Raw genomic sequence first — 22647 nt, forward strand, 5'->3', positions numbered from 1 at the left:
GTGGCCTTCGCGGCCTGGCGGCGAGCGCCTCGGCGTGGTCGCCCTGCTGGTAGACGAGCATCGACACCGAGTTCCACACCCGAAGGGTGAGGGCCGGATCCTGGGCGAGACCCGCCAGGTACAGGGCTCGGTCCAGGTGGTGGCGGGCCAGGGCACGCTCGCGGGCGTCGACACAGGATCAGGCCGCGGTGGCGGTGAAGTCGGCAGCGAGCGCGAACAGTCTCTGCCGGGCGCGCTGCGTGGCTGCCCGCCCCTCGAGAGCGCCTCTTGCGCGCCGGCGAGCGCGGCTTTCTCCACCCGGTCGTGGCCGCCGCGCTGGTCGTCGAGGGTGTTCACGGTGTCGAGCTGCTGCCGCAGGCGCAGAATGTCGCTGCTGCCGACAGACGTAGAGGGATCCTCACCCTGCTCGACACGGAGCCCACCTCGTCGTGTACGTCCGACCGGCAGTACAAGATTTCATGAATTCAGCTATCCATGTACTGTCTTGGGTGTGCTGACTCTCGCTGCTGACATCGAGGTGCTGGCGCGGTTCGGCCGCGCCCTCGCCGACCCGATCCGCTGCCGGGTCCTGCTCGCCCTGCGCGAGGCCCCGGCCCACCCCGCCGACCTCGCCGACGTGCTGGAGATCTCCCGCACCCGGATGTCGAACCACCTGGCGTGCCTGCGCGACTGCGGCCTGGTCGTCGCGGTGCCGGTGGGCCGGCGCACCCGCTACGAACTCGCCGACGAACGCCTCGGCCGCGCCCTGGACGACCTGCGCACCGCCGTGGTCGCGGTCGAGGCCGACAAGACCTGTGTCGACGCGGACGAGAAGGGCTGCTGCCGATGACCACCGGGATATCCATCGGCATAGGCCCGGCCCCGGCCCGCCGTGACGTCCTGGCCAGGCGGATACGGCTGCTGGTCGCGGCCACCATCACCTACAACGTCATCGAGGCGATCGTCGCGATCACCGCCGGGACGATCGCCTCTTCCACCGCGCTGATCGGCTTCGGCCTGGACTCGGTCATTGAGGTCTCTTCGGCCGCGGCGGTCGCCTGGCAGTTCTCCGCCCGCGACCACGTGGTACGCGAGGCACGGGAGAAGCGCACCCTGCGGATCATCGCGGTGTCGTTCTTCGTGCTCGCCGCGTACGTCGGCGTCGACGCCGTCCGCGCGCTGGCCGGCACCGGCGAGGCCGAACGCTCCATTCTGGGCATCGTCATCGCCGCCCTGTCCCTGGCCGTGATGCCGTTCCTGTCCGCTGCCCAGCGCCGCGCCGGCCGCGAACTGGGCTCCGCCAGCGCGGTCGCCGACTCCAAGCAGACCCTCCTCTGTACCTACCTGTCGGCCGTCCTGCTGGTGGGCCTGGTCCTCAACGCCACCCTCGGCTGGTCCTGGGCCGACCCCATCGCCGCCCTCGCCATCGCCGCCATCGCCGTCAAGGAAGGGCGCGACGCCTGGCAGGGCAAGGGCTGCTGCGCGGCCCCTGCCACAGTGATGCCTCCCACCGGTGCCGGGCAGAGCGACACATGCGGTTGCCGCCCTGGCTGCGACTGCTGCGGGTGAGATTGATCAGCCCACGAAGAAGGCCCGGCTGCTGTCGGGAACTCGTGAACGTTCCTGCATGAGGACGACGACTGCGCGCCTCCCGACACACCGCGGGTCCGGCGTATCCCGGGGGAGCCGGGTGTGATCGCACGGGCTCTACATCGACCTGCGCCGCTGACCCACAAGCCGCCTCCGCGGCCGTCCGAGCCGGGCTCTGGCAGGCCCGGCCGGGCTGTCCGGGCTGTCCGGGCTGTTCGGCCGGACGCCTGGGTGTGTGGGTGGTGGGATCGGGGGCATGCGGGGATCGAGCGCATGGGACGGCTCTGGATATGCAGGGCCTGCCGTACTCCCCCTTCCGGCGGGTCCTTGGGTGGATGAACGGCCTGCACCAGGTGATGGTGCGGGCCGTTCGGCGTGTGGGCCCGTGGTGCCGGGCGTGGGGGCCCGTGGTGCCAGGCGTGAGAGGTCCGTGGTGCCGGGCGGCGGATCGTGGAGTGGTTGACCCCGTCCGCCGCCATGGCGTTACTGGAAGCGGAGGGACAGGGCAAGGTGGTGCGGCGCGTGCCCGCACGGTGGGGTGCCCTGGGGCCGCACTGTTGCGGACAGCGGGGGTGTGCTCGATGGCTGTTTCCGAAGTGGATCGAAGCCGGGCTCCCGCTGGATCGCGAACCGTACGAATGCCTCGTCACGGCCGTCCTCGCGTGCACCGGCGAGGACACCCTCACCGCCCGCGACTTGGAGCAGATCGCCCTCCAGCTGACCGGCTACGCCCGCGCGCTCGCCGCCGACGCCCGCCGCCGCGCCGACCAGCTGCCCAAGGACAGCGGACCCTGGGCGCTCGCCGACGTCGTCCTGCGCGAGGCGGAAGGCCGACTATCTACGAGGATCGAGGGCACCGTGCGCTGTGTCCAGACCGCGCCCGCCTCGTTCGCGCTCTCTACGAACGGCTGGACCGCCTGGAGGCCGCGCTCGCCCCGGAGAGGGTTGTACGGAGCGGGGGCTGAACCGTGGGCTGGACGGTTGCTTCCAGCTGCTTCGTCAGCGTGTCGAGTGCGTTCCTCGCCTCATCCGACAAGTCGCTGACCTGGCGCAGAGCATCTTCCTGGGCGTCGGCGGGCTTGCTGATCGTTCCAGCGGAGGAGGCATGGCCCGGCTCCCGCCTCGGATACCGTGTTGCTCTACGGAGTGCCACAACGGATGTGGCGCCCCCCCACCGGAGGTAGTCAGCGTATGAGTTCAAAGCGCAGCAAGAATCCAGCCCTGCCCGTACTTGACGACGCGTTCCGACTCGAGTCGGTCAAGGACGCCGAAGAGTCCACCCGTGACTTGGCCGCCCGGCTGGCCACCACCGAGCTGCGCCGCGTTTCCCACCCGGGCCGGGTCACCTGGGAGCCCACCGATCAGGCCGAGCCCGTGCCGGTCCCGCCGACTGTGGTCGACGGTGACGGGGACCTGTGGCTGCGGGACCGGGGCACTGGCACCTGGACCATGCCTGAGTTCAACCCGAAGGAGTTCCCGGCCCGCTGTGGCGAGGTTCTGACGTGGAACGAGCTTGCCTGCGAGTTCGGCCCGCTTACCGCACTGGCCGACGACCGCCGCATCGGCGGCGGAAGGCGTCGCTGACCGCGCAGCCTTCGGGGATGGCCGCGCCCCTGAAGCGCCCCCGTTACGGGTAGACGGGAGCTCCAGCTCACCGCCGAGCCCGACGGTGGCGGCGAGCAGGTGAGCGTGGTGGTGGCGTGCGACGGCCTCGAGCAGCGTGGTGCGGGGCCTGGCGCCACCCGATGTCCTCGGTGCGGCCGGCGTCGGTGGACCAGCCGGGTAGCGGTCGGCGTTCAGTTGCCGTGGTGAGCGTGCGGCCCAGCTCGCCGATCGACGGCTGCCAGTCGGCCACCTGCCCGGGCAGGCCGCGCACCAGCTCGTCGACGGCGGCCGCCGGGCGGCGCCGAAGGCCCGCGCTTCGACGGCGGCCTCGGCGAGGAGGTCTTCGTCCAGGTCACCGAGGGCCTGACGCCACGGAGCAGCCGCAGCGTCGAAAGCGTCCAGGGGACACCTTCAGTGCAGCACCGCCGCGCATCGCGCTCTGACCTGCGGTGATGCCTCGGATAGAGGTTCGTGGAATCGGTGTTGCACCTCGCGTTGCAGGCCCGCGCCATGTCCGGGCGGAGCCACCGCCGACAGCACGAGGCTCCGGGCGATGACGCCCGGGGCCTCTCGGTGCACTTCGCTTAACCGTCTTGTTCAACAACCAGCCGCAGTCGGTGTCACGCCCAGTCCACGCCCAGCGCCGCGATTGCGGCGAGCTCGGCAGCGGTGAGCTTCTCGCGTCTCGCAGCCGGCCGTTTTGGGCTCGCTGGGTCACTCGCTCACGATGCGGCTTGCGTAGAAGCGTTACGCCGTACGCTGCGGACTCGGCCGTGGTGTGGCATGAGCGGCACGGAGCTGACACCCATGGTTCGGGGCGCGGCTTCGGCGGTCGGCTCCGCTCCCGCCCAGTCGATGCCGAGCTTTCTGCAGCCGGCAGCGAGCCGTTGCCGTTCCTGACTGGCCTGCAGCGCGCTGGTCAGGGTGCAGGCGCTCTCCTCGAGGCTTCCCGCCTGGACGGGCGTCGCCCGTAGTTGGCGGGCAGCGCTCGGCGGCAGCCCACCAATGAGCTCGGCAAGGGGCGGAGCGAGATGCGGAGTCGTCGCAAGCCGATGGTGATGTAGCGACGGATCGACCGTCAGGCCCTGGGTCTCTGGCCGGGCCATCGGTGCGTGATCTTTGATGCTGGAGAGTGATCATCAGTAGGTTCGTGCCGCCCCCTGCCCGGATCCAGCAGCGGGCGGTCTGTTGAGGCGCTCAGTTCAGGGGACGGTGACATCGTGCGTGAACGGGGCGGGAACGGGCCTGGTGGCGGCCGTCCGTGGTGCTTGTCGCTGGCGGACCGGGTGCTGCTGGTGCTCGACGACGGAAGCACCGCCGTGTCCTCGGCGGCCGACGGCGCCTCAAGTGCCACAAGGGGGCAACGGCAGCATCCGACCGCTGGCCACCCTGCAGCTGGGCGGTTGTTCGCTGCAGATCGAGGAGCCCTAGCTCCGGGTCGCCGGGGCGAGTCCCGCGGAGAGAAGCACACACCTCATCAGGCTGCAGGTCGGTTTCGCGGGGCGAATGCTAGGGCACAGGGGATCAATTCCCGTCAGATTTTCGATGCTCCCGTAACCTCTGCCAGTCCGTGGGTAGCCTCTGTCGTCATCACTCGGCCAGGGCGTGAGACCGGTCGGGGCCACTCGAGAACAAGAGGAGCGAGGACCGATGTTGAGTGTGGAGACGTCTTTGAAGGAGGCGATGACCTCGATCGAGGGGAGCGTGGGAGCCGCACTGGTCGACTACACGAGCGGCATGGCGCTGGGGACGCTGGGCGGGAGCAAGGACCTCGATCTGGCGGTGGCCGCCGCGGGGAACACTGATGTGATCCGGGCGAAGGTCCGAGCCATGGAGATGCTGGGTCTCAAGGATGAGATCGAGGACGTGTTGATCACCCTCGGCAGCCAGTACCACCTCATCCGGCTGCTGCGGGGCCGCGGGGGCAACGGCATGTTCCTGTACATCGTCCTGGACAAGGGCCGGGCGAACCTGGCCATGGCCAGGCATCAGCTCAAGCGCATCGAAGCGGAACTGGAGGTGTAACCCCGCTCCTGTTTCCCGGCTCCCGCGTGGCCACAAGTTGAAAGATTCTTCAACTCGGCACATCTGAATGTGGTCAGCACGGGGTGGTCGGAGCCGGGAGACGGGAGGATGGGGAGCTGCACCGAAGGTCTGGCTGACCGGCCTTGGAAGGTTCGTATCCGAGTGGGAGTGTTGTCGTATGCAGGTGCCGCTGTATCAGGCCAAGGCCGAATTCTTCCGCATGCTCGGACATCCCGTCAGAATCCGCGTACTGGAACTCCTCCAGAACGGCCCTGTGCCTGTACGCGAACTCCTCAACGAGATCGAGATCGAGCCCTCCAACCTCTCCCAGCAACTAGCGGTACTACGCCGGTCCGGCATCGTGGTCTCGATCCGTGAGGGTTCCACCGTCAACTACGCCTTGGCCGGCGGCGACGTAGCGGAACTCCTGCGTGCCGCCCGGCGCATCCTCACCGAACTTCTGACCGGACAGAGCGAACTCCTCGAGGAGCTCCGGCATATCGACACCGAAGTACACCTCTGAAGGCGCCACGGACTACACGGCCGGGAACACGGGGCGGATCCTCACCACCGAGACGACCGAGGGGGAGGTGCTGCCTCAGGGCGGGTGGAGCTACCGGCTGACTGATGACATGGACGAGCGAGGGCGGTACATCGCACGGGCGTATAGGGACTGGCCCGGAGGCGGGGGGGCGAGGAGGTCGTCCCTGCTGTTGGTGCAGCGCCTGGTGCTGGGGTACGCCTGCCGTGCCCCGGGAGGAGACCCGAATGAGCGTCAACGCCGAACTGCGCGCCTTCTTCGACAGCCGGCAGCAGCAGATCACCGCCGACATCCGCGCCGTGATGCAGCGGGCAGCGGAGGAAATGGCCGACTCCGGCCAGGGGGGGACCAGGCCCTGGCCGTCGCCGCGAAGGCGCCGCGATTGGGATGACCTCGGGCACTCATGGGCGGAACCATGGGCGCCACCTGCGACATCAAGACGCAACGATGCCTTGCTCCGTCCGCCCTGAATGAGATCTCAAACGCGGTCTCAGGCGAGGAACCGGGTGAGTTCTGCCGGGCTTGACTGTGGTGGCGCACGCGACTCCCGCTTGCGTCCTCAGCGTTCTGGCTGGCCCTGAGTCCTCAAGACCACCAGGACACTCTGGCCGGTCGACTATCCAGCTGAACAGTCCAGCACGCGTCCGTCGCTGGTGCCGATGAGTAGCCGCTTTGGCCCGGCGATGGTCAGTGCGGTCGGGACAACGAGTACTCCGGCGACGGTGAGGTGGCGACGCCAGCGCACCGTACCGTCACGGAGATCGAGCGCGACGATCTCGCCATCGTCGTAGGTGACGTAGACGGTCTCTGTGTCGCAGTCGAGGTCGGTGGCGGGATGGTCGGTCGTGAATACCCAGCGCGGCTGCCCGGCAGATACCTCGCGCCGCACGACGAACGAGCCACCGGGCTGCAAGCCGTGGCCGTTGAACACGGTGCCAGCATGGACCAAAGACCCGTCCGTGAGCTCAGCACCCGGGCCGGCGAAGTGTGTCTCGTTCGGTGCCCAGGAATACGGGAACAGTCGCCTGACCTCCGTTTCTGCCGGCTCGCGAAGGCGTTCGGCAGCAGGTTTGCCGTCCAACTCGACAGCGGCGAACCATGGTTCACCTCGTTCGGGGTTCCGGTCCCCATCTTTGCGGACTACCGCCCGGAAGTAGACTCGGCTGCCGCGACGGATCTTCAGCCTGCTTCGCCGTCCGTTGCGCCCGGCGGGTGCGAGCGCCGGCAGGCCGTCGGCGCAGTGAACTACGGATACCGGGGCGGCCGGCTGGAGGCGGGCGAGCTGTGCCCCATCCTGGAGGGACAGCCGGACGACCGACTGGGGAGACTCCTCCCAGATGGCTCGTACCAGGCCGACCCAAGCCGACTGCTCGTCTGCGGCGACGGCGATGTCACGGCCGCCGTCCTCGTCGTCCGGAACCGTCCACTGCTGCTTCCCGGACAGAAGCCAACACTCCAACTGACACCCGTCGAGCGTCGCGAGGATCCTGCCGTCCGACAGCTCTTGTACTGCTCGAACGTTACGGCGGTGCTCCCAGCCGACACTCGAACCGGAGATGGCCCGTCGTGCTTCCTCTCGTCTGTCGGGACGCGGGGCGGTCACCCGCGGACCGGCTAGCTCTTCAGCGGTGATCGATCTGGGTGGTACGGCCCTCCAGTCAGGCCGCAGCACCCTCGCAACGTGCCCCTCGACGTGTGCGTCACTGTCCTGCCAGTCGTCAGGCGGTGCCATCAGCACACGTAGTTCCTGCTCATTGAGCCATTCCAGGCTCAAGACCTGACGTCCCAATCCGTCCTCGATGAGCGATGTTCCCGTGCCGGTCTCCAGGTCCAGCAGGAGCAGTTCTCCTTCGAAGAAGTAACCGCCGTCGTAACGGCCTGTTCCGACGATGAGGAGAGGAAGAGTCGGATGGAAAGCCATCGCGTGCACGGGGTAGTGCGAACGCAGGAGAGCACGGCAGCCCAGATCGGTTGTGCTGTACACGCCGACCGGCGCGGTGCTGTGGAACTCGTGCGCGCCTGCCACCGCCAGCAGGCCGCGACGCTCGTTGGCGACGGCGAGTACGGGACCACCGACCTCGGCGAAAGGACGGTCACCAAGGATCCGGTCGATACGGAAGGTCATGCTGGTGATCTTCTCAATGACCGAGGGATGCGGGAAGTCCGAAGCCTCGTAGCGGAACAGAAGGACCTGCATGGGACGCCACCAACTGCGAAAGGCCGTCCGTAGGGGGCTGGTGGAAACGGCCCGCCGCTACGCACCCCCATCGTCGTCATCCTCATGACCGCCCGCTCTCGGTCTGCCTGGAGCACAACGTCGGCCACCCCGTCGACCGCCGTGTGCTCGAGGGCACCGTCCACTCGCAGCACCGCGCCGCCGTAGATGCCCACCCGCGTCTGCACCACGAACGCTTCGACCACGTCGTGTTCGCCTCATGCCTCGACCGCCTTTACCACGCTCCTCCCCCGCGCCGCCGTCCACCAGGTCACCGACACCCAGTCCCGGCCGACCATGGGCGCCCCGTCGAGGGGGTCCGCTTCGCCGCACGTGGGGGAGCCGCGACGTCCTGAACATGGTCTTGGCCTGGCCGGACGTGATGGTCGTCCTCGCCCAGCACGCCGCCGCAGGTGCAGCGACCGCCCGTGGTCACTGCGACCTGGGCACCCGGCAGTCACAGGGCGGGTGAACTGGCCGACGCGCTCGGGATCCTAGGAGCGGGAAAGCCCAGGCTGCTCGCGTTCGCCGATGACCGCATCCCCGACTCCGCGCCCGGTAGTCCCCGGCTGTGCGAAGTCCCGATGGAAGTTTGGCCGCTCTGCGCGACGGATCCTCACCGGTGGCGCTGCCGCCCTGCTTGCCGCACTCGGCTGCGTCCTCCTAGGCCCCGGAACCTCCCTCTTCTGCCGATCGATCCATGTGGTGACCGCAACCAGAAAGGTCGCGGCGTCTTCGTCGGGAGGCGTACGCCGAAAGGAGCCGGAGCTTTGCGTCAGGGCCGGAGCCCGATGCGGTTGAGGGAGATCATGCTGAGGTCGGTGATGGCTTGCCGGTCCCCCTGTCGCCAGGCGTCGGCCCATCCGCCTGGCGGGGTCGGGAGTTTGGCGAGTGCGCCCGGAGGACCAGTGAGGGCGCGCAGGGCGAGCAGGTCGGCGCCACCGGGAGCCTCGGCGAGGCGGCGCAGAGTGCTGCTGCGCCGGATCCAGAGCAGGCGCGGCGGGAGCCACAGGAGCAGGACGAAGAGAACCGGGATGAGGATGAGGGCCGTCGTGATCACGTTGGCGACCTGGCTGACGGTCTCCTGGAGCGACACTCCCGCCTCGGCGAAGCCGGAGCCGGCGCCGGCCGCGGACTGGAGCGGCTTCTTCAGGGTGTCGCCGATGAGCGGCACGTCCGATGCCGCGTCTCCCGCGTTGTCGAGTTCTTCGGCGAGGCTGTTGCCAGCACTTTCCACCTTGCGTCCCGGTTGGGCCAGCAGCATGATCGCCTCGCGGACGGCGAAGGCCGCCCAGACGGCGATGGCGATCAGGGCTACGGCGATCAGGTCCACAAGCATCTGACGGATCCGGCGTGCGGGGGTCTGGGCGTAGAAGCGCAATCAAGGGCTCCTGTTCGAGTCCGGGCGTCGAGGAGGTCCGGCGCCCGGCCGGCGCCGTCGGGCGTCACTGGTCCACCGAGCCGACATGCCGCCCGCGACCTCTGGGAACGCGGTCAACCGCGCGCCGGAACGTCACTCATCCTGCGCGGTGAATCGTGAGTCCTCATTGTCGGGCTGGTCGGCGCGGTGGACAAGGACATCGCTCCGGTCGTGCCGGTCCGTCGCCTGCCGACCGGCGAAAGACGGGCAGCAAAGGCCACCTGATCTGCGACGGGCGCGGCACCCCACTCAAGGTGATCACCACGGCGGCCAACGTCAACGACGACACCCAGACCCTCGCCCTGGCCGACGGCACCCCGCCCGTCGCCGGACGTCCGCGACGGCGTCCCGAGGCTCTGCTCGGCGACAAGGGCTACGACTCCCATCCCCACCGCGCCCGAACTCCGCAAGCGCCGGATCCTCCCGGTCATCTCCCGCAGGTGCACCCCGAACTTCCAGGGCTTGGCACGCTCCGCTATGTCGTCGAGCAGACGTTCGCTCTCCTCCACCAGTTGAAGCGCCTCGCCGTCCGCCGGGAATGGGGGCGCGGGAGGCCGGTGTGGGGCTGCCGACCCGGGCGGTGAGCGCGGCGTGGTGGGCGGCGGCGAAGCCGGGGGCGTGGTGGTGCAGGGCCGGCAGACGATAGCCGATGGCGGTGACCGCGGCCGGCCGGGCCGGACCGGTGGTGACGAGCGCGGCTGTGACATTGACCGGTTGTGCGCTGTCGTGCCAACACATGGGCGCCGGAGGTCAACCCAGACGGTGGGGTTGCTCGTAACTTGACGAAGTGCCAAGCCGCGGAGGCGGCGGGACGTTACCGATCGCTCCGAGAGGACCCCTCATGCTCGACACAGCCAAGGTGCAGGCCGCCCCGACCGTCAAGGGTCAGCGAGTGAGGGTCAAAATCATGGCCAGCGCGGTTGCAGCGGTGAACCACGTGATCATGACGGCCCGCACGGCGGATGCGGTGTCGCTGGTGACCAGATCGCCCACCCGATCCCACGTGGTGGGCCCTTGCTCCGCCGTCTCGCTGCGGGCTTCGTCGAAGGACAGCAGGTCGGTGCAGTGAGAGCAAGGCGCGTGGTCGGCGCCGCGCCAATGGGCACGGTCCAGTACCGCGTAGTGAGAGGTCCGCATGCTTGCTCCAACCCTCCGATCGGGCGTCGCGTAATGCGCCCACGCGGTGTCGTCACCCAATCGCTATCTTGCTCGTACCTCTGGCATAAGCACCCCGCCTGGGTGGGTGTGTGAACACACCTCGTAGGAGGTGGTGAACGTCGAGGTGCACCCCGCCGGAGGAGCTGCTCGTGCCTATCTTGCCCGCCAGCGCCCAGCCGCCGCCTGATGGGCTATAAGTCTGCCGTCCCTGTACTGGCCCTGACGGTCGGTTCGAATCCGCCCCCTCAGCTCTTCAGGGGCGGTAGCCACTGATCGGCACCGCACGGCAGTCCGGAGTTGGCTGATCGGTGCGCAAAGGGTGGTGTTGCCTGCGGAATGGGGGAGTGCAGGTGGCACACCAGCCACCGACCATCGCCGCCGTCCACGACTTGCGGGGTTGTCCGCGCAGTGCCCAGACGGCCCGTAGGCCGGACGTCCGCGTACACGCGAGCCCTGTCTCCCGCCTCGCCCGGCGTGCGCCACACCGGCGTGATACCCGAGGTGGCCCACTGCTGCTGGAGTGCGGCCATCACCGTGAGGACGGTGTCCTCCTCGGCGGCGGTGATGTCCAGGACCACGAGCCCCGCCTCGGCGATGTGCTACTCATCGATCTGCATGTCCCCACCGACGGCTCCCCGGGTGGCTCGGTTCGCCGCCCGGGGGAGAAGCATCCGTACGAGCGACTGCGGTCACCGACTCGCCGGGTGCCACTCGCGCAGACCGGGATCGAGCCGTACACAGGGAGAAGCAGTCACGACGTCCGCTCACGCGACCGGTCTGGCCAGGCTGCCTGCGTACGTCATCGCCTTCGACGCCCTCCAAGTGGACGGCGAGGAGCTGCTCGCCGAACCATACGAGCGCCGCCGGGCAATGATGGATGCGCTGTTTCACGAACTGACGCCCGTGACGGCGTGCCGCTCCTGGATCCAGAGCGTCGCCGGCGTCTGACGCGTCACCGCCGACAAGGCGCCCGGCACAACGCGACACGGCCCTCCACCGCACCCCGACGGAGGGCCGTGTCGCCCGAGCGAAGCGGCACCCGGACCGACGCGCTACCGCCGACGAGCTGCCCATCCACTCGCCGCTCCGGGCGTTCACCGGCCCGGATCGCGTTCACCCCCGCCCGGCACGTGCCGTGCCGCCTTGCCCGGCACCCGCCGCCGGTCACCCGTTTTTCTCGCCGCTTCCGCCGACGGAGCGCTGGCGCGCCCGGGTCACCGCGAGAACGCCTCCCGCGATGGCGATCACCGCGATCGCCAGGGCGATGCTGACGCCGCCCTCGGTGTCCCAGTACACGTCTTCGAGACTGATCAGCAGCGCCGCCTCGTCCACGACCAGGGCCAGCCCGACCCCGTAGGCAAGTCCCATCCAGGCACGCGCCCGCGCAGACCGCTCGACCAGACCGGCCGCGCCCACCGCCACCAACAGCAGGATGCCCCATACGTAGTGGTGGATGTGGATCCCGCCGGCCTGGACGTCACCCACCCCGGCCACGTCGATGTGGATGAGCCAGGTGAGCAGGCGCATCCCGCCGAAGGTGAGCGCGAACCCCCACCAGGCGAGGACGAACCCGCGCCGCTCGGGGGAGATGCCTGGCAGGGCGCGCAGCCAGGGGGACGGGCGGTCCGCATCCGGCGAGCACGAACCGCCGGGCGTCCTGCGGGATTTCACGATCGCCCTCCTGCGGTGAACTGCTCGATCAGCGCGGCCACGGCGCCGGGCGCGCTGTAGTGCGCCGCGTGCGCGGCGCCCCGGACCTCGGCCGCGCGCCCGTCGCCGACCATGCGTGCCACGCGCCGGGCCCAGTCCCTGGAGGCGATCGTGTCACCGGCCCCGCGCACGATGAGGGTCGGCGCGGCGACCCTCGCCAGATGCCCCTCGAACGACTCGGCGGCGTCCCGTAGCGCGTGCCGGAAGGAGGCGGCGAACCGGAGGGGGCCGGTCAACAGGTAGTCGCTCACCGCCACCCCGAGCAGGGAGAGCGGTTCACGGGGGGCGTCCGCCAGGAGCCGCCCGCACTGCCGCCAGCCGCCGGCACCCGGTTCGAGCGCCGGGCCGACCATCACGATGCGGTGTACCAGGTGCGGGTGACGGGCGGCGAAGGCGGCGACGACCTGGCACCCGACCGAGTTGCCCACCAGCAGGCTCGGCCCCAGGCCCAGTCCGCGATGCCAGCGTTGCAGGGCGCCCGCGAGCTCCAGGACGCGCGGCGCACGGCGTACGACGGCACGCGACCGCGCGTTGCCCGGCAGATCCGGTACCAACACGGTCGTCCCACCCGCTGCCAGTCGCCGCGCGAGCGGCACAAAGTACCGCCCCGAAAGTCCAAGCCCGTGCACCAGCACCACATTGGGGGAGCCGGTACGCGGCGGTGGACCGAACCTGCGGGTGTAGAGCCCGGCGTGTGTCGACTGTTCCATCCTTCCACCATCCCCCGTACTGGGCCGCTCACCGCCCGAGCCACGCGTTCGGCGCAGGAACGAGTCGAAGGGGCGCATCGCCTCTGCAAGCTTCCTGACCTGCCCCCTTGCGCGGGCTGTAGGGGCCGCGGTCGGATGCGACGCCGCCGGACCGGTGTGCACCGTTGAGGTCGGTCGTCACGGCGGCGAAGGGAGTCCCCGAGCCGATTGCCGGAGAGCCCTTGCTCAGCCGGACATCGGCCCCGGCCCCGATACCCGGAGCGGTGATCGGGTCGGCGAAGATGTCATTGGGGCCTTTGCCCTCGGGGGACTTGCCGCCGAAATAGACGTTGTAGACGTAGGTGACGTCGACATTGCGGGACTTGCTGTTCGTCGCCTGGCCGGGCCGGCTGTAGGCGATGTTGTTGAGCAGCCGCACATCGGTGCTGTCGTGCGCGAAGATGTTGGCAGAGCTCTCCATGCGGGTTCTGCGACCGTTCTTGTACGCCGTGTTGTCGTGTTGTGGACGATGTCGACATGCTGGCTCTTGAAGGCGTGGATGCCTGAGCCGCCGTTGTCGTAGGACAGGTTGTGGGCCACCAGGACTCTGCCCTGGTAGTCGGGGCGGCTTTCTCCGGCCTTCGACTTGTCCTTGAGGGTGTCGATGATGGTGCCGTTACGTCCGAGTAGCACGTGTAGCGCTCCCACTTCACCTTGGTCTCGTTGTCGTGGACCGTGTTGTTGGTGACGCGGATCTTGTACGTGCGGGGGTTGCCCCGATCGATATCGTGCGCGGCCAGGATCGGATGCCGCTCGTGGCGTAGACGGTGTACCACGAGGTCGCGTAGACGTGGTTGCGGTCGATCGTCATGTAGTCCGCGCCGCGCGACCCTATGCCCAGGCCGGGGCAGTGATGGACGGTGTTGCCGACGATGTCGATGTGGTGGGATTCGGCACCCGTCGCCTTGTTGGGCTCCGCCCAGATGCAGCTCGCGTTGTAGGTGAGATCGTTCTTCTTCGCATGGCGCTCTCCCCCGGCCAGGGTCAGAGCGTCGCTGTTGCCCTTGACTTCGAGGTTCTTGATGGCGATGTAGCGCGCGCCGTGAAGGTGATGGTGTGCCGGGGCGGCCGAAGCTGTCCAGCAGCCGCAGTACGGTAACGATGACAACATGTCGGTGGGTGTGGTGATGTCTCTGTGGATGACCTGGACGGTCGAGTCGATCACGTTTGCGGGTGAGGGTGTGGACGACGTCGAGGGAGCTGTTGAGGCCGACATGTATTGATGCCGAGCCGTGACAGTTTCGACGCAGCTGAAAGGCAATGCCGCAGCGGCGTCACAGCCTCAACACCTGCCGTTCTTTCTGGCTGGAAGTGGCTGTTGGTCGGCCATGGCGAAGCACTCGCACGAACACGACGAGTATGTCTCCGGAGTCCGGTCCGAGCTGTGGGAGGCATACCGGACGGATACTTTCCTTCCGGTCGACCCCTATGGTGCTACGTGCCGTTTGTGCCAGGCTTTGGGCGATTCCTGCGACCAGACTGAACCCCCTACGCGGAAGGACGACAAGGAATGAGGGGGTGCCGCCGCCAGCGTCGTGCGGGGTACCGTTTGCGGGCTTCTGGCGGTTGCGACGGGGCCCGTGACGGTGCGACTGCCCGTTCAGTCAGACCGGTTCCGGGGTAAAGGTGCGCAAGTCGTCGGCTCCGGCCTGTACGACGCCGTAGCTGCTCTCGGGTACCTCGTTCCAGGCACCGGGCAGATCGCCGAGGGGCTCGGACACCACCAGGCGGGTCTCGTCGGACACTTCCTGAAGGAAGGTGACTTCGGGGTGCAGCTTGCGCAGCGCGTCTGCCCGGCTGCTGTAGAAGAGCGACCGCGAGGCGCCCTGACTGGAGTAGCGGAAGGCCCACACGGAAGTCCCGTCACTGACGGCGACCGTCATCTGCATCGGATACTCCACGCCGTGTTCGCGGCCTACGCGTTCCACGAGCCCCACCATCCGGGCGACGGAGCCCGGCGGATCCTCCTCCAGCCCGAAGGTGAGCGCAAGGTAGAACATGGTCTCGGAGTCCGTCGTCCCTTCGATCTCGGAGTACAGCGTGGGGTCGACGAGCAGAGCGAGGTCCCGCCGCATGGCGTGGAAGCCGGCGACGGAGCCGTTGTGCATCCACATCCATCGGCCGTGCCGGAACGGGTGACAGTTCGTCTGCTGTACCGCCGTACCCGTCGACGCCCGTATGTGGGCGAAGAACAACGGGGACCTGACGTGGTCCGCGAGCTCCCGCAGGTTGCGGTTGTTCCATGCGGGACCGACGTCCCGCATGAGCGCGGGGGTGCCCTCGCTGCCCTCCGGGTACCATCCGACGCCGAACCCGTCACCGTTTGTCGTCTCGACACCCAACCTGGAGTGCAGACTCTGATCGATCAGCGAGTGGGCCGGTTTGTAGAGGATGGTGTCGAGCAGCTGGGACGTTCCCGAGTAAGCGAGCCATCGACACACGAGCGATCACCTGTTTCTCACCTGAACCTACGAGAACGCCTCGTGTCCCGGTCGCCGCCGGCCTTCCCTAGTCTGCAGGACCCCGCCCGTCGTCTGGCCGCCGCGCCACCTGCGAGTGCGCCGGGAGTGGCAGGTCAATCTCATTTTCGCCTCCTTCGCCATGCACCGCCATGCGGCACGCGCACGTATCGGACGGCGATCGCTCCCGAGCTCGGGGTGATGGAATCAGCCGAGCTGTCCGCTCCTCCGTCGGCCGCGCGGTCCGCCGCGTGCGGGATGAGGACGAGTGGCGGAACTGTGAGCAGAGTCAGGGGTTCACAATGCGAACGTCATGGGCGTGAGCAGTGCTTCAATGCTGATCCGGCGCCAGCGGGCTTCCACCCCAGGCGCTCACACGCTGTAACAGTGGCTTGCCCAACAAGGGTGTGCATTGCTTCCGCTTCCGCTTCCGCACCGCAAGCGCCGAGGCCCGGGGCCTTCAGGGCAGAAAGATCGCCGACGACCGCGGCGAACCGACAGCCGCTTGCTGACAGCAGCAATCGCTTCATCGGATGGGGGCCTCCATCCGCCTTGTCGGACGAGTGGGACAGGATGGCGCCATGGCACAGCAGATCTTGCCCATCGGAGTCCTGGCGCCGGATCGACGCCTGGCCGGCATCGCACGTGGCCTCCGACTACGCACTCCTCAAGCCACCAGCGGCACCGGCGCCGCGCCGGCAGCCTGAAGGAGGTCCAGGTCACGGACATCGAACACCTCGAGTTCGGCCCGCAGCAGCCGCCCCGAACAGCCTCGAGCCCGGACCGATTGGTCCGGGCTCGGTCGCGTACCAGCTTCCGGACCCAGCCGAACTCACTGTTGCGCCGGGCTCCGGGGCCTCACCCTGGGGGTACGTGGGTCCGGCACCGCCGCCCGCACGGACAGGGCCAGATCGAGAAGACCGAGGCGGACCTGAGTCCCCCAGCTCAGGCGACTGCCGTCTCGCGGTTGATGGCCTTGAGCCGGCTTCAACATGTGGTGCTCCTCGCCATCACACAGCCACTACCGGAAGCACCCAAGCAGGCGTCCGCCGTCGGCGGGGAGGGGGGGCCGCATCACCTCACGCCCAGGCCGGCTCGGCCGAGGTGCCCGTCCAAGGCGGGAGGCTGAAGCGACATGATCACCGGCTGTGTGCTCCTGTGGATCCCCGCGGAACTTGGGGCGTCGCGGCGGCCCGCACACCCGACAGTATGGTGGCGGCCGTGATCAAGAACAGATTCCTCACCACCCTCCTCGCCGTGGGCCTCCTGATGGCCGGTGCGACGGCTGCCACCGCGCAGGACGAGACGTACGTGAAGACCGGCGTCGTCTTCAACAAGCCGACCGGCACGACCGCTGAGCAGGGCGCGATCCTCAGCCACCTCGGGCGCCTCGTCAACGGCGCCCCCAGCGGGTCCACCATCCGCATATCCCTGTACGCGTTCGGGTCGTCCTGGCTCGCCGACCAGCTCGTGAAGGCGCACCAGCGGAACGTGAACGTGCAGGTCCTCGTCGACGACACCAGCGTCAGCGGGGAGTGGATGGGCACGGCCGGGAAGACGGTCCGGGACAAGCTCCAGGCCGCGTTCGCGGCGCAGTCCGCGCCCGGTCAGACGTCGTGGTTCCGAGTGTGCGCGGCGGGCCGGCCGTGCCTGGCCGCGGGGACGAGCGGCGTGAACCACAACAAGTTCTTCCTCTTCTCCCACTCCACCGGCAGCGGCTCGCCGACCACGGGGGCGGTGGTCGAGAACATCGTGGTGCAGTCCTCCGGCAACCTCACCACCTGGGACCGCGAGTCCGGCTGGAACGACGCGATGACCGTCACCGACAACGCCGCACTGCACGCCGGCTACGTCCGCTACTTCGACCTGATGGCCGCTTCGCAGGCTCAGCCGGACGGGTCGAAGACGGTGAGCGACCTGGCGATCGACGTGGAGGCCGGGCAGGCCAAGGGCTACTTCTTCCCGCGCTCCTCGACCGACGTCGTCGAGAACATCCTGAGCATGGTCGAGACCCGCGTGCCGAACGCCGATGGGACCGCCGCTCCGGTCTGCCACGGGAACACCCCGGGCCACGGCACGGCGGACGGCCGCACCGTGATTCGCATCGCCAACGGGCACATCTCGCGGCCGGCCGTGGCGGAGAAACTGTGGAAACTCGCCGACGCGGGCTGCTACGTCGACGTCGTCTACGGCAAGCTCTCCGACTACGCCGCCGTCGGCACGCACCGGGAGACGGCGTACTGGCTGACGCGGTCGACCGCGAAGGGGAAGATCTCCCTCCACCGCCTGCAGAACGACGACGTGACGAACCCGGCCGCACCCGAGGTCTCCGGCACGGCCACCCACACCAAGTACCTGCTGATCGAGGGCTCGTACAAGGGCGTGAAGGATCAGAAGCTGGTCTTCACGGGCAGCCACACGTACACGGGCCTGGCGCTCACCGCCAACGACGAAGCGCTCCTGAAGTACGTCGGCCCCGAGATGCACGACGCTTACGTGACGAACTTCCGCGACCAGCGCGCCGCCGCCCTCGCGGAGTCCCAGTACGGCGGTGTCTTCTAGTGCTGTGACGGGGCAGCACCGCCCTCGCCCCCGACGACCGCTTCCTCCTATCAGGCACCACAGACGCCCCCGGTGCCTGTGGGAACTCCACCGGTAGCCGAAACATCCCCCACAACCCCCGGAGCCGCGTGGGGGAGAGGGGGCAGGGGCCACGGGGGACATCAATCGGAAGGTTGATCAGAGCCCTGGCTTCCCAGCCGTCCAGACGGCGTGACGGGGCCCATCCTGGGCAGGCGGGACGGCGGGGTACCGCAGCCCGGGCCCCGGAGCGGAAAGGGGCGTTTCGTGTTCGAGGATTTCGCCACCCGGACGGTGCGCACCGGTGAGGCGTCCATCTTCGTTCGGTACGGGGGCGAGGGCCCGCCTCTCCTGTTGTTGCACGGCCACCCGCGCACGTCGGCGACCTGGCACCGGGTCGCGCCCGTACTGGTGCGGCGCGGCTTCACCGTCGTCTGCCCCGACCTGCGCGGTTACGGGCGCTCCCGCGGCCCGGCGCCCGCTCCTGATCACGTCCCACATTCCAAGCGTGCCGTGGCCGAGGACATGGTCAAGGTCATGCAGGCGCTCGGGCACCAGCGCTTCGGGCTCGTCGGCCACGACCGTGGGGCCGCCGTGGCACTCCGGCTGGTCCTGGACCACCCCTCCGCGGTGACCCGGGTGGCGTTCCTGGACGGCCTGCCTCTGAGCGAGCACCTGGTCCGTGCCGACGCCCGGTTCGCCACCGCGTGGTGGCACTGGTTCTTCTTCGCCCAGCCGGAGATCCCGGAACGCGTCATCAACGCCGACCCTGACGCCTGGTACCGCGGCGACCCCGAGTCCATGGGGCAGGAAAATCACGACGAGTGGCGGGCCGCCACCAGGAATCCAGACGTCGTCCGCGCCATGCTGGAGGACTACCGTGCCGGGCTCACCGTCGACCGCCAGCACGAGGAGGCGGATCGAGCCCGGGGCGCACGGATCGAGTGCCCCATTCTGGTCCTGTGGTCGCTGCGGGACGACCTGGAAGACCTGTACGGCGACCCGCGCGCCATCTGGCGCGCCTGGGCCGACGACGTCGGGGGCCACGGCATCGACGCCGGCCACCATGTGGCCGAAGAAGCACCTGGCCCGCTCGCCGCCGCCCTGGGCGACTTCTTCACCCACTGACCGCAATGAGGAGGCTCGCGCCGATGCCCAGCGGGGGCTTGCCCAGGCCACCCGCTCGGTGATGGGCTGGAGCCGCGCGCTGAGACCCGGCCGCGGGTGGCGTGAGCGGCTCGACCTCTCAGAACAGACCGATATTCCAGCCCATGCCACCGTCCCTTTCCGGTTCGTCGACGAGAACGGCGAGCGCGTCCATCGGTCCATCGAGGACATGCTCAGGGCGGACATCACCGGTGCAGATGCCCCAGCACCCTCCCTCCTAGGCCAGGAGGTGCGCATCCGCCCCGCTCCTGGGGCGCACTCGCATGGGCCAGGCATGCGGTGACAGGGCTGCTGCCAGAGTTCCGGAGACGCCATGACCTCACCGTGCGAATGACCGGGGGTTCCACGCTCTCCGTTCCTGCCCCTGTGAGGCCGGAGTGCCAAGCACTTCACTTCGGTACCGAGGTGCTTGGCGCTCCGGCGAGCTCAGCAACTGGGCCGCTGAATGGTCGACAGCTGCATGGCGCCCTGAGCTTGGAGTGGGCCTCAACGCAGCGCTGACCAGGATGTAGAGGCCCTACAGGACCGCAGAAGACCTCGTTGCTGGTGTGGCCGGGGGCGCGATGGAGGGGCCAGGGCGACCATGGAGAGACAGAGGTATGGAGGCCGCAGCCGCGACTCATGCGGCGGCACGGCGCGCGTCGAGGGATGGCACCGGATGGGTGAGCGACTGCCGATCGAGGAACTGATCAGCGGGGCCGCGCAAGACGCGGGCGGCTGGCTGGGCTCCTTGTCGGTGGCGCAGGTGGCCACCGCGGCCGACGGGACGGTGGTGCGCTGGAACCACGCCGCACAGGAGCTCCTCGGTTACGCTCCGCAGCAGGTGGTGGGACGGCACATCGCCGACCTCCTCCATCCGGGCGCCGACCGTAGCCTGGGGCGTTCTCTGTGGGAGGCGGCGTCCAGCGGACGCGGGGTGACGGGGACGGTCACCGCCTGGCACCACGACGACTATCCGATGGAACTGGAGATCTTGGCGTGCCCCGTGCCTGACCGGCACCACGGCGCCTCAGCCGTGCTGATCTTCGCCGCCGATGCCCACACGACCCGCCGGATTCGCGGAACCTCGGCAGTCTGGGACGGACTGTTCGCCCGCTCACCCGTCGGCATCGGACTCCTCGACACCAAGCTGCGCTTCCTGAGGGTCAACCCGGCGCTGGAGCAGATGAACGGCCTGACCGAGTCTGCCCACGTCGGGCGACGCCTTGCCGAGCTGCTGCCCGAGGTCAACGCGGGCGAGATAGAAGAGGCGATGCGCCAAGCCCTGGCCTTCGGCGAGCCGGTTCTGGACCGGCACCGCACCGGTCGTACCCCGGCCGACCCCGATCACGAGCACGTCTGGTCGTGCTCCTACGTACGGATGGAAGACCCGGGCGGTTCGCCGATAGGTGTGGTGGCCACCCTTGTCGACATCACCGCACAGCACCGCGACCACGTGGAAGCGGAGGCAGGACGGCGCAGGCTCGCCCTGCTCAGCGAGGCCAGCGCCCGCATCGGCGCCAGTCTCGATGTGGAACGCACCGCCCAGGAACTGGCCGATCTCGCCGTCCCGCAGCTCGCAGACGTCGTCACCGTCGACATCCTGGACACCCTCGCCCGCGGAGACGAACCTGGCCCGGGGCTCACCGGCGGTGTCGCTGTGCGACGCCTGGGCAAAGCACCTCTGACCGGCTCCCCGATCACGCGTCTCCTCGCCCCGCTCGGCCGCACGCTCACCCTCCCCGCCGACGCCCCTTACATCCAAGCCATCAAAGCCCGCCAGCCATACCTGATCGCTCACCTCGACCAGCGGGCCATCGCGCCTGCTGCCCGCCACTCCACCGTGACCGCCCAGTTGCTCAGCAAGGGCGTGCACTCGTTCATGATGGTGCCGCTCATCGCCCGCGACCTCGTCCTCGGCGTCGCCACGTTCTACCGCACCCGGCCCGGAGCCCCGTACGGACCCGAGGACGTCACCCTCGCCGGCGAACTCACCACCCGCGCCGCCGTCAGCATCGACAACGCCCGCCTCTATCAGCACGAGCACGAGACCGCAGTCGTCCTCCAGCGCAGCATGCTGCCGCAACACGTCACGCCACCTCCGGGCATCGAGATCGCCCACCGCTACCTGCCCGCGAGCGACATCAACGAGGTCGGAGGCGACTGGTACGACGTCCTGCCCCTGCCCGGTGGCAAGGCCGCTCTGGCCATCGGAGACGTGATGGGACACGGCATCGCCGCAGCTGCCGTCATGGGCCGCCTCTCAGCAACCGTACGAGCCCTGGCGCGCCTCGACATGCCCCCTGTCGACCTGCTCCACCACCTGGAAGCCACGCTCGCCGACCTCGCCGAGCCACTGCTCGCCACTTTCCTCTACGTCGTCTGCGACCCCGCCACCGGACACTGCACCATCACCCGGGCCGGCCACCCGCCCCCCGCTGTCCTGGAGCCCGGCGGCAGCGCCTACCTCTTCCCCTCCGCGGCCGGCGCGCCCCTGGGCGTCGGCGGAGTCGACTTCACCTCCGCTGAAGCCACCCTCCCTGCCAACAGCCTCTTCGTCCTGTACACCGACGGCCTCATCGAAGGCCGCGGCACCGACCTCGACGACCGCCTCACCGAGCTCACCCGCCTTCTCACCCAACCCGAGAGCTCACTCGAACACCTCTGTGATTCTTTGATCACCCGCCTGGTCCCCGGCTCGGCCGACGACGACATCGCTCTGCTGGCCGCCCGCATCGCTCCCACGGCACACAGGACACCGTAAGAATCGAGCGTCCGAGTGGCCGTGACAGGAGCGCCGCCGGTGCTCGTCCTCGCCTTGCTCGGCCCGGCCTTCCCGGACGCCGTCCGGATCCATGGGGGCCAGCCCGCCCAAGGCGGTTGAAGCGTCGGGCAGGAGCCGCGCGGGCCATGACCGGTCCTTGCCATCAGGGTCTTGACCGTCGGGGGATGGGCCGGGTTGGCGTCGAGCAGCCGTAGGTCCTGCCCCGACTACCGGGTCGCTGTGCGCGCGCTACCGGGCCGGGACTTCGGCGCCGGGACGCGTGAACCAGGAAACCAGGGGGCCTGCAGGCGTCACCCGCGCTCGCCGCGCAACCGCGTACGGGGAGCCGGCGGCGCCTCCGCGCCAACGCTGCCCCGGGGGCCCGCTATCGCTCAGCCCCAGTGACCTCAGGCAGTGATCGTCGTTGCTGAGTTCATGATGAAGCGGAACATCCTGACCACTGCCGTGCTCGCCGTCGGCATGGCCCTCACGGCCGCTGTACCGGCGCACGCCGGAATCGTGGACGGTGCCCTCAACAACGCCGGCATCCTGGACAACATCGCACTGCTGAACACCGCTGCTCACAGTGACTCGCAGGAGTCCGGGAACAACAACGCCAACACCCGTGCCGAGGGTAAGAAGAACAACTCCACGTGGCAGCACGGGTAGGCATCCTGGTCACCGATCACCATCCGGTCTCTCAGCA

The 22647-nt window shown here is 68.9% G+C and carries 22 protein-coding genes and 3 pseudogenes; 16 read left to right on the plus strand and 9 right to left on the minus strand.

Annotated features, from left to right (window positions below; translation table 11 throughout):
- Positions 1–267: 267 nt before the first annotated feature.
- From ACZ4VW_RS25435 to ACZ4VW_RS25475, 9 genes and pseudogenes are all read left to right on the plus strand, one after another.
- A complete protein-coding gene (locus tag ACZ4VW_RS25435; protein ID WP_467966176.1) occupies positions 268–462 on the plus strand; it encodes a hypothetical protein in 195 nt (64 codons plus the stop codon).
- 28 nt (positions 463–490) lie between these two features.
- Positions 491–829, plus strand: a complete 339-nt coding sequence (locus ACZ4VW_RS25440) for an ArsR/SmtB family transcription factor (RefSeq protein ID WP_467966178.1) — start codon at positions 491–493, stop codon at positions 827–829.
- Positions 826–1548, plus strand: a complete 723-nt coding sequence (locus tag ACZ4VW_RS25445; RefSeq protein WP_467966180.1) for a cation efflux transmembrane domain-containing protein — start codon at positions 826–828, stop codon at positions 1546–1548. Before ACZ4VW_RS25440 ends, ACZ4VW_RS25445 begins: the two co-directional genes overlap by 4 nt.
- Positions 1549–2154: 606 nt before the next feature.
- Positions 2155–2534 (plus strand): annotated as a pseudogene (locus ACZ4VW_RS25450) (DUF6415 family natural product biosynthesis protein).
- Between the two features lie 226 nt (positions 2535–2760).
- Entirely contained in the window at positions 2761–3153 is a 393-nt protein-coding gene (locus ACZ4VW_RS25455; RefSeq protein ID WP_327159530.1) for a hypothetical protein, read from the plus strand.
- Positions 3154–4394: 1241 nt separating this feature from the next.
- Positions 4395–4472: pseudogene (locus tag ACZ4VW_RS25460) on the plus strand (IS5/IS1182 family transposase); the annotation flags it as partial.
- A gap of 352 nt (positions 4473–4824) precedes the next feature.
- Positions 4825–5199 carry a hypothetical protein gene (locus tag ACZ4VW_RS25465; RefSeq protein WP_467966183.1) on the plus strand — a complete coding sequence of 125 codons (375 nt, stop codon included), beginning with the start codon at positions 4825–4827 and terminating at the stop codon, positions 5197–5199.
- A gap of 178 nt (positions 5200–5377) precedes the next feature.
- Positions 5378–5722 carry an ArsR/SmtB family transcription factor gene (locus tag ACZ4VW_RS25470; protein WP_467966185.1) on the plus strand — a complete coding sequence of 115 codons (345 nt, stop codon included), beginning with the start codon at positions 5378–5380 and terminating at the stop codon, positions 5720–5722.
- 245 nt (positions 5723–5967) lie between these two features.
- A complete protein-coding gene (locus ACZ4VW_RS25475) occupies positions 5968–6210 on the plus strand; it encodes a hypothetical protein (RefSeq protein WP_467966187.1) in 243 nt (80 codons plus the stop codon).
- A 146-nt stretch (positions 6211–6356) separates the two neighbouring features.
- Here the strand turns inward: ACZ4VW_RS25475 and ACZ4VW_RS25480 are convergent, their stop codons facing one another.
- On the minus strand, positions 6357–7937 hold the full coding sequence (locus tag ACZ4VW_RS25480; protein WP_467966189.1) for an outer membrane protein assembly factor BamB family protein: 1581 nt from the start codon (positions 7935–7937) through the stop codon (positions 6357–6359).
- A gap of 376 nt (positions 7938–8313) precedes the next feature.
- Between ACZ4VW_RS25480 and ACZ4VW_RS25485 the strand changes: the two are divergent.
- Positions 8314–8545 (plus strand): annotated as a pseudogene (locus tag ACZ4VW_RS25485) (hypothetical protein); the annotation flags it as partial.
- A gap of 185 nt (positions 8546–8730) precedes the next feature.
- Here the strand turns inward: ACZ4VW_RS25485 and ACZ4VW_RS25490 are convergent.
- The gene (locus ACZ4VW_RS25490) at positions 8731–9336 is read right to left on the minus strand and encodes a hypothetical protein (protein WP_467966191.1); all 606 of its coding nucleotides are present in this window, start codon (positions 9334–9336) and stop codon (positions 8731–8733) included.
- 155 nt (positions 9337–9491) lie between these two features.
- Between ACZ4VW_RS25490 and ACZ4VW_RS25495 the strand changes: the two genes are divergently transcribed.
- Positions 9492–9959 (plus strand): transposase, encoded by a 468-nt coding sequence (locus tag ACZ4VW_RS25495; protein WP_467966193.1) that lies wholly within the window; start codon positions 9492–9494, stop codon positions 9957–9959.
- 301 nt (positions 9960–10260) lie between these two features.
- Here the strand turns inward: ACZ4VW_RS25495 and ACZ4VW_RS25500 are convergent, their stop codons facing one another.
- Complete coding sequence (locus tag ACZ4VW_RS25500) at positions 10261–10512, minus strand: hypothetical protein (protein WP_467966195.1); 252 nt, start codon at positions 10510–10512, stop codon at positions 10261–10263.
- Between the two features lie 266 nt (positions 10513–10778).
- On the minus strand, positions 10779–11129 hold the full coding sequence (locus ACZ4VW_RS25505) for a DUF6207 family protein (RefSeq protein ID WP_467966494.1): 351 nt from the start codon (positions 11127–11129) through the stop codon (positions 10779–10781).
- Positions 11130–11355: 226 nt separating this feature from the next.
- On the opposite strand from ACZ4VW_RS25505, the gene ACZ4VW_RS25510 reads away from it, so the two are divergent.
- On the plus strand, positions 11356–11481 hold the full coding sequence (locus tag ACZ4VW_RS25510) for a hypothetical protein (RefSeq protein WP_467966197.1): 126 nt from the start codon (positions 11356–11358) through the stop codon (positions 11479–11481).
- Between the two features lie 216 nt (positions 11482–11697).
- Here the strand turns inward: ACZ4VW_RS25510 and ACZ4VW_RS25515 are convergent, their stop codons facing one another.
- The 5 genes from ACZ4VW_RS25515 to ACZ4VW_RS25535 all read right to left on the minus strand — a co-directional run bounded on the left by ACZ4VW_RS25515 (position 11698) and on the right by ACZ4VW_RS25535 (position 15433).
- On the minus strand, positions 11698–12204 hold the full coding sequence (locus ACZ4VW_RS25515; RefSeq protein WP_467966199.1) for a hypothetical protein: 507 nt from the start codon (positions 12202–12204) through the stop codon (positions 11698–11700).
- Entirely contained in the window at positions 12201–12953 is a 753-nt protein-coding gene (locus tag ACZ4VW_RS25520; protein ID WP_467966201.1) for an alpha/beta fold hydrolase, read from the minus strand. Before ACZ4VW_RS25520 ends, ACZ4VW_RS25515 begins: the two co-directional genes overlap by 4 nt.
- 28 nt (positions 12954–12981) lie before the next feature.
- The gene (locus ACZ4VW_RS25525) at positions 12982–13413 is read right to left on the minus strand and encodes a choice-of-anchor Q domain-containing protein (RefSeq protein WP_467966203.1); all 432 of its coding nucleotides are present in this window, start codon (positions 13411–13413) and stop codon (positions 12982–12984) included.
- Positions 13414–13641: 228 nt separating this feature from the next.
- A complete protein-coding gene (locus tag ACZ4VW_RS25530) occupies positions 13642–14157 on the minus strand; it encodes a hypothetical protein (RefSeq protein ID WP_467966205.1) in 516 nt (171 codons plus the stop codon).
- A 439-nt stretch (positions 14158–14596) separates the two neighbouring features.
- A complete protein-coding gene (locus ACZ4VW_RS25535; protein ID WP_467966207.1) occupies positions 14597–15433 on the minus strand; it encodes a class II glutamine amidotransferase in 837 nt (278 codons plus the stop codon).
- Positions 15434–16672: 1239 nt separating this feature from the next.
- Between ACZ4VW_RS25535 and ACZ4VW_RS25540 the strand changes: the two genes are divergently transcribed.
- The 4 genes from ACZ4VW_RS25540 (at position 16673) to ACZ4VW_RS25555 (ending at position 22610) form a co-directional block, all read left to right on the plus strand.
- Complete coding sequence (locus ACZ4VW_RS25540; protein WP_467966209.1) at positions 16673–18013, plus strand: phospholipase D-like domain-containing protein; 1341 nt, start codon at positions 16673–16675, stop codon at positions 18011–18013.
- A gap of 285 nt (positions 18014–18298) precedes the next feature.
- Complete coding sequence (locus ACZ4VW_RS25545) at positions 18299–19159, plus strand: alpha/beta fold hydrolase (protein ID WP_467966211.1); 861 nt, start codon at positions 18299–18301, stop codon at positions 19157–19159.
- A gap of 697 nt (positions 19160–19856) precedes the next feature.
- Positions 19857–21941: a SpoIIE family protein phosphatase gene (locus tag ACZ4VW_RS25550; protein ID WP_467966213.1), complete on the plus strand. Its 2085-nt coding sequence runs from the start codon at positions 19857–19859 to the stop codon at positions 21939–21941.
- Positions 21942–22355: 414 nt separating this feature from the next.
- A complete protein-coding gene (locus ACZ4VW_RS25555) occupies positions 22356–22610 on the plus strand; it encodes a hypothetical protein (RefSeq protein ID WP_467966215.1) in 255 nt (84 codons plus the stop codon).
- Positions 22611–22647 lie beyond the last annotated feature (37 nt).

This window comes from Streptomyces sp. NPDC029139 (genome assembly GCF_055564335.1).

Bases quoted from the DNA above. Each gene is read 5' to 3' on its own strand.
- ACZ4VW_RS25550 (WP_467966213.1), top strand. From the start codon at position 19,857: ATGGGTGAGCGACTGCCGATCGAGGAACTGATCAGCGGGGCCGCGCAA.
- ACZ4VW_RS25445 (WP_467966180.1), top strand. From the start codon at position 826: ATGACCACCGGGATATCCATCGGCATAGGCCCGGCCCCGGCCCGCCGT.
- ACZ4VW_RS25480 (WP_467966189.1), bottom strand. From the start codon at position 7,937: ATGCAGGTCCTTCTGTTCCGCTACGAGGCTTCGGACTTCCCGCATCCC.
- ACZ4VW_RS25525 (WP_467966203.1), bottom strand. From the start codon at position 13,413: ATGGAGAGCTCTGCCAACATCTTCGCGCACGACAGCACCGATGTGCGG.
- ACZ4VW_RS25465 (WP_467966183.1), top strand. From the start codon at position 4,825: ATGTTGAGTGTGGAGACGTCTTTGAAGGAGGCGATGACCTCGATCGAG.
- ACZ4VW_RS25475 (WP_467966187.1), top strand. From the start codon at position 5,968: ATGAGCGTCAACGCCGAACTGCGCGCCTTCTTCGACAGCCGGCAGCAG.
- ACZ4VW_RS25455 (WP_327159530.1), top strand. From the start codon at position 2,761: ATGAGTTCAAAGCGCAGCAAGAATCCAGCCCTGCCCGTACTTGACGAC.
- ACZ4VW_RS25500 (WP_467966195.1), bottom strand. From the start codon at position 10,512: ATGCGGACCTCTCACTACGCGGTACTGGACCGTGCCCATTGGCGCGGC.
- ACZ4VW_RS25520 (WP_467966201.1), bottom strand. From the start codon at position 12,953: ATGGAACAGTCGACACACGCCGGGCTCTACACCCGCAGGTTCGGTCCA.
- ACZ4VW_RS25470 (WP_467966185.1), top strand. From the start codon at position 5,378: ATGCAGGTGCCGCTGTATCAGGCCAAGGCCGAATTCTTCCGCATGCTC.